At 63.8% G+C, this 5,400-nt stretch carries 7 protein-coding genes and 1 pseudogene; 4 read left to right on the forward strand and 4 right to left on the reverse strand.

The window, feature by feature from the left end; genetic code table 11:
• Nucleotides 1-369 (forward strand): fumarylacetoacetate hydrolase family protein (locus Q0A15_RS10870; RefSeq protein ID WP_291279549.1); only part of this gene is annotated, 369 nt, incomplete at its 5' end.
• Nucleotides 370-462: 93 nt separating this feature from the next.
• Here Q0A15_RS10870 and Q0A15_RS10875 read toward each other — a convergent pair.
• Nucleotides 463-1,545 (reverse strand): FUSC family protein, encoded by a 1,083-nt coding sequence (locus Q0A15_RS10875; RefSeq protein WP_291279550.1) that lies wholly within the window; start codon nucleotides 1,543-1,545, stop codon nucleotides 463-465.
• Nucleotides 1,546-1,604: 59 nt separating this feature from the next.
• On the reverse strand, nucleotides 1,605-2,183 hold the full coding sequence (locus Q0A15_RS10880; protein ID WP_291279551.1) for a hypothetical protein: 579 nt from the start codon (nucleotides 2,181-2,183) through the stop codon (nucleotides 1,605-1,607).
• A 100-nt stretch (nucleotides 2,184-2,283) separates the two neighbouring features.
• Between Q0A15_RS10880 and Q0A15_RS10885 the strand changes: the two genes are divergently transcribed.
• The 3 genes from Q0A15_RS10885 to Q0A15_RS10895 all read left to right on the forward strand — a co-directional run bounded on the left by Q0A15_RS10885 (nucleotide 2,284) and on the right by Q0A15_RS10895 (nucleotide 3,825).
• The gene (locus tag Q0A15_RS10885; protein WP_291279554.1) at nucleotides 2,284-2,781 is read left to right on the forward strand and encodes an SDR family oxidoreductase; all 498 of its coding nucleotides are present in this window, start codon (nucleotides 2,284-2,286) and stop codon (nucleotides 2,779-2,781) included.
• A gap of 204 nt (nucleotides 2,782-2,985) precedes the next feature.
• Nucleotides 2,986-3,348 carry a hypothetical protein gene (locus Q0A15_RS10890; protein WP_291279552.1) on the forward strand — a complete coding sequence of 121 codons (363 nt, stop codon included), beginning with the start codon at nucleotides 2,986-2,988 and terminating at the stop codon, nucleotides 3,346-3,348.
• Nucleotides 3,349-3,825: a ribonuclease HI gene (locus tag Q0A15_RS10895; protein ID WP_291279555.1), complete on the forward strand. Its 477-nt coding sequence runs from the start codon at nucleotides 3,349-3,351 to the stop codon at nucleotides 3,823-3,825.
• Between the two features lie 111 nt (nucleotides 3,826-3,936).
• On the opposite strand, the gene Q0A15_RS10900 is transcribed toward Q0A15_RS10895, so the two are convergent.
• Both Q0A15_RS10900 and Q0A15_RS10905 read right to left on the reverse strand, forming a co-directional pair.
• The gene (locus Q0A15_RS10900; protein WP_291279553.1) at nucleotides 3,937-4,959 is read right to left on the reverse strand and encodes an aminotransferase class V-fold PLP-dependent enzyme; all 1,023 of its coding nucleotides are present in this window, start codon (nucleotides 4,957-4,959) and stop codon (nucleotides 3,937-3,939) included.
• A gap of 143 nt (nucleotides 4,960-5,102) precedes the next feature.
• A pseudogene (locus tag Q0A15_RS10905) lies at nucleotides 5,103-5,400 on the reverse strand (Na+/H+ antiporter NhaC family protein); the annotation flags it as partial.

The raw sequence follows: 5,400 nt of genomic DNA on the forward strand, positions 1-5,400 counted from the left end.
ATGCTCACCTCGCAGTGGATCCTGGGCAAGAACGCGGACAATTCCGGGCCAGTGGGCACCATGGTCCCGGCCTCAGACGTCGGGGACCTGCGCGACGGCCTGAAGGTCCGCACCCGCGTCAACGGCGAGACCGTGCAGGACGGGGACACCCGCGAGATGGTCTACACCGTGGGGGACACCCTCTCCCTCATATCCCACACGCTCACCCTGCACCCCGGCGACCTGCTCGCCACCGGCACGCCCTCCGGCGTGGGGTACGCCCGCGAGCCGCAGTGGCTGCTCAACGACGGCGACGTCGTGGAGATCGAGGTCGATCGGTTGGGCACCTTGACCACCCCCGTGCGTGCACACGGCAGCGCGGGCGCCTGATCTCCCCTTCGTTGAAATGCCCGACGGCGGGTGGGCGGCTTCCAGCCGACCACCCGCCGTCGGGCATGTGTGGCGCAGTCACTGCTGTGCTGCTCAGTCTTTGCCGTGCCGCTGGCGGCGTCGATCCGCGAGCAGCTGGATCAGGATCGTCACGATGCCGCAGCCCAAGCCGACGGCCGTGGCCAGGAGCCTCTCCACCGCCACATCCGGACCGGAGGCCGGGTGGGCGATCACCGTCATCAGTAGTGCCTGCACGGTGATGAACATGACGCCAACCGCGTAGTTGCGCAGCACGAAGATCTCCGTCAGTGCCTGCACCAGCGGCAGGAGGATCACGGCGACCCAGGGCGATGGGGTCCACACGAGTAAGGGCATGGCGATGACCGCTCCGATCACCGTGCCCAGCACGCGATGCAGCGTGCGGATCTTCCAGCGATGGCGCAGCGGGCGGGTGGTCAGCACCAGCGAACAGACCAGCGCCCAGTATGCGTGCTCCGGCGTTACCAACCAGCCGAGCAGGGCGGCGACCAGTCCCGCGGTCAGCATCCAGACCGTGTCTGCGGTGAAGAGTTTGCTGCGGTAGGGGACGGTCGTCGGCGCGGGCGACGTGGCCGGGGTGTTTCTGCCAAGCGACTGCAGCCAGGTCAGGCCCAAACCGAACAGGGAGGTGGCCAGCGCCGTGGCGAAGATCTGCCCGGCCAACGGCCACGTCACCTCGTTCAGGTTGGAGAACGCTCCGGCGGCAAAGCCCATGAACAATCCGGCCGGTGCGCGCCAGCCGCGGGCCTGATTCAGTGGCTGGATGACGGATGCGTACGCGGCGATGATGAACAGCCCGGCCACCGATTTCGGCAGGAAAGCGGAGATCGCTACTCCGAGCATCACGGCGCCGAGCACCGCGGAACCGCCTTCGGCCTGGATGCGCAACGCGGCCCGTGGCTGGATGTTGCGGGCGAACAGGGTGGAGAACGCGCCGAAGCCGACGGCTCCGAAGAGATCCGGGCGTCCCAGGCCCAACAGGATCAGGAGTGGGACCAGGAGACAGATGCCTGCCTTCACGCCGACCTGGATGTCGCCGTTCAACGGGGACATGGAGGTGAGCTCGCGCCAGAATCGTTGCCCGTGGCCGCCCGGATCGGCGGCGGCTGGGCCGGAGGTGGACGACGTTGGACTCACGTGGGTCAGGGTTCCTCTCTCAGGGGCGTGTGCTCATCCCATTTTATCGCTGTGTGCCGCTATCGTTCCGTCTCCTCGCGATCCCACCACCAGCGCGGTGCAGCCGCCAACATCATGGTGGTCGCTTGTTCTGGGTCACCGAGATCGCCGTGATCCAGCCAGCGCATGAGGGCGCCGACGGTTCCCGAGGCCGCGTACGCCACCAGGATTTCTCGGGAGAGCTCGGCCGGTGCGCCGGGAGCGGGCTCTGGCGCCAGCTCCGGGTAGCGCTCCAGCCAGGAGGTGAGGTTCTTGGCGATCACGCGGGCGAGCATGTCGCGAACGCGGCCGCTGGGCGCCTCCACCAGTGCGCCGCGATACACCGCTGCGTACTGGGACACATGCGTCAACAGCGCGAGCTCACCCTCAGCGATCGTGCTTCCTCGGCCAGGCGTTGGGACCACCGTGTTGAGCTTGGCATCAAGGACCCGGATCAACAGGTCCACCGGATCGGTGGTGTCGCGGTACACGGTGTCCCGGCCGCATCCCGCGGCGCGCGCCAACTGCGTGACCGTGACTCGCTCGATCGGTGTCCGCGCGGCGAGGTCGAGGACCGCCTCCTGCAGCCGGGCTTCCACAGGTTCCTGTCTGGGATCCATGAGCACCATTGTCTCCCTTGCTCGACCAGTATCCCTCTATCCTCCACCTGTTTGATAGGAGTAGCGTGGTCAGTGGACCGGCAACGAGGCCGGCACACTGCTGGACATCGACACCGACGTCTTCGAATGGGATGTGAAACTGAACCTGTTCAGCGCCTTCCACGGCACCCGCCTGGCCGCCCGCCAGTTCATCAAGGAAGGCGTGGCCGGGTCTGTGGTCAACGTGGCCTCCTTGAACTCCATCGTGCCGATGTTCTCCGGCGTCGGCTACGACATTCCCAAGGCCGGGGTGGCGATGCTCGTGAAACAGGGCGCGTTGGAACTTGGCCAGTACGGTATCCGCGTCAACGCCGTGTCCCCTGGGCTGGTCGCGACCCCGCTGACCAAGCCACTGACAGACATTCCCGGTGTTTCGGAGGCCTTCTCCGAGCGCATTCCGCAGGATCGTCCCGCACAGCCTGAAGAGATCGCCAACGCTGTGGTGTTCCTGGCCGGGGACGAGTCCGCCTACATCAACGGTCACAACCTCGTGGTGGACGCAGGCTGGGCCGTGACCGGGTACCCGGACCTGCGCAAGTTCGGTGTCCAGCAGGGCTGAGCACCCAGAGCCGTCCGCTCCGGTCCGGAGCGGACGCGATCTTGTGCCCGACGGCTGGTGGCCGGCTACGCAGCCGGCCACCAGCCGTCGGGCATGGAACACCGATCCAAGAATGTGCCGCATGTTGGATCGCAAAATGTCGGACAGCGGTGGCCTAATGGGTACATGGTCCTACCGAGCCAAGTGCACTCCACTGCGAGGCCCATGCTTGATGCATGGGTCCGGCAGCGTGCGGTCGGTCTCAGCCCCGTCAAATTCAGGATCTCCACGGTGTTCGGGCAGATGGCGTGGTCGGTGCTGATCCCGGGCACGGCGGGGGAGACCGACGAGCGGATCGTCTCCGGTGTGTTGGAAACCCCGGAGGACCTGGACGCCTTCGTGCGGACGGTGTTGGACCACTCGCCAGAGGGGACCGTGATCCTGGGCAGCTACGCCACCGTGCTGGAGGAGACGTTGCGTTCGCTGATCCCGTGCGCCAATGGGATCCCGGACGGGCCCAAGGAACGCTTGTCGGAGCACATGCGCCAAACGGCCCTGATTTATTTTATGTATACGGATACGGTGTAGATCTACACGGATGCCTCCGCCACAGCGAGTCGAACCGGCGTGGGGCTCGGCTGGGTGATCGTGGGCGGCGGTTTGCCTCTGCGGGTGAAGTGCCGGTTCCTGCCCAACACCAACCACATCCTCATCGGTGAGGTCATGGCCATCATGTACGGGTTGAAGAGCGTCGTGGGAGTCCCTGAACTGGGGACCGTGGTGGTGCGCTCCGATTCGAAAGGTGCGGTGCGTCTGCTGACCAAGTGCTGGAAGGGCGAGAACGTGCGAGGCATGGGTGGCTGCCACGAGGAATTCCAGCAATTACTGGTGAAGACACGGCAGCTGGATGTCAGGTTCGAATGGGTCAAGGGACACAACGGGAACGTGTTCAACGAGGCCGTGGACCGGTTGGCGATGGGTACTCGACGCAATCACCAGATGGACTTGGGACACCTGGATTCCGAGCTGGTGGCTCGCGTGACCGAGGACCTGAAACACTCATAGCTCGTGGTATGGGCTGACGCTGAATGGTTCATGTGAGGAACGCTCTTCTTACCTTGGCGATGACACGGGACCCGCACCGTTGCAAAGGTAAGAAGAGCAGCGTCCGATCCCTTAGAGCATCCGTTTCAGTGCAGCCTCGAGGGCATCGACATCGCCCTCGTTGTTGTACGCGTGGAGGGACAGCCTGAGGCGCTCCCCTCGAGGAGAGGAGCCGATCTTTGCTTCCGAGGAAAGGCGATGGCCAAGGGTGTCAGGGTCCGTCATGACTACGGCGACTTCGGGGCCGCGGTGATCTCGATCGGACGGGTAGTCCAGATCCAGGCTGAGCCCGCTCAACATGGTTGCAAGTTTCTCGCGGAGCCTCTCGACATGTGCCCAAGCTTCTTCCTTGTCCAGCTGTTCCACCATCTCGAACCCGGCAACGCCAGCGTAGGCGGAAGGGATTGGATGGGTGCCCATTTCGAAACGACGGGCGTTGCGTGGATAATCCACTGCTGCGGCATCGAAAGCGAAGGGGTTGACGCGCCCGAACCAGCCGGTCAGTGTCGCGTTCACTTCTACATTGACGCAGTCCTTCACATAGAGCATGGCGATGCCCGGCAGCCCGAGCATGTACTTCAGAGATCCGGAAACCAGGAAATCGCAGTTCATTTCGGCTGCGTTCACGGGAACCACTCCAAGGCCTTGGTATGCATCCACGAACACCTTGGCCCCCACGGAATGTGCATGTGCGATGACCGCAGCGACCTCCGGGCGCGTTCCGTTGATGTAGCTAACCAGTGGGATGGAGACCAGCTTGGTGCGCTCGGTGATGAGAGGAATCCAGTTTTCCGCGTGCAGCCCGGCATCGATCCCCTCCACATTTAGCACCTCGATGTTCTGCCTCTGAGAACGCCACACATTACCCACCGAAGGAAACTCTAGGTCCGATGTCACCAGCTGGTTGCGCTCGGTACTCCAATCCAGGCTGGTCACGGCCTGGTATGCACCTTCGGATGCGCATGAAACAACGGCAATGTTCTCCCCACTGACGCCCAGGTAAGACCCGGCATGTGCGCGGTATTCCTCGACCTTGCCAACCCAGTCCTCCCATGGTGCCTGAGTATCGATCAAGCTTCCCGTCATGCGTTGCATGGTGTGCGCCAGGTGGTCCGAGAGTGCTCCCTGCGAGCACGATGCGAAGTGGGGCGCGGTGTCCAACGCCGGGAAATTGCGGCGGAACTGCTCCGGGGTCAAAGTGGTACGGGACATAGTCCTTGGTCCTTTCATGGTAGAAGTCAGTCGTTGACGAGGTGTGGTGAGGTCAGGATCGCTGCGTCGGAGGGTTTCTTCTCAACTTTGCCGTCAGTGCCCTCGAATCGGCGGCCCCATCCAGTGATGACGGAGACGAGCATGACCAGGGTCAGCGTGAGTGGGTAAAAGGCGCCGATGAATAGGCTGATAGGACTCAGCGCTGGCGCATTCTCCATGCCTGAGGGGAGCAGCGACCCGATGAAGAGGAAGGAGCTCTCTACTGGAATGACTGAACCCCAGCCGAGCGCGGTGCAGTCCATGACGTTGGCGCGGCGATATGGG

The sequence above is a fragment of the Galactobacter sp. genome (assembly GCF_022712295.1).
Taxonomy (GTDB): domain Bacteria; phylum Actinomycetota; class Actinomycetes; order Actinomycetales; family Micrococcaceae; genus Galactobacter.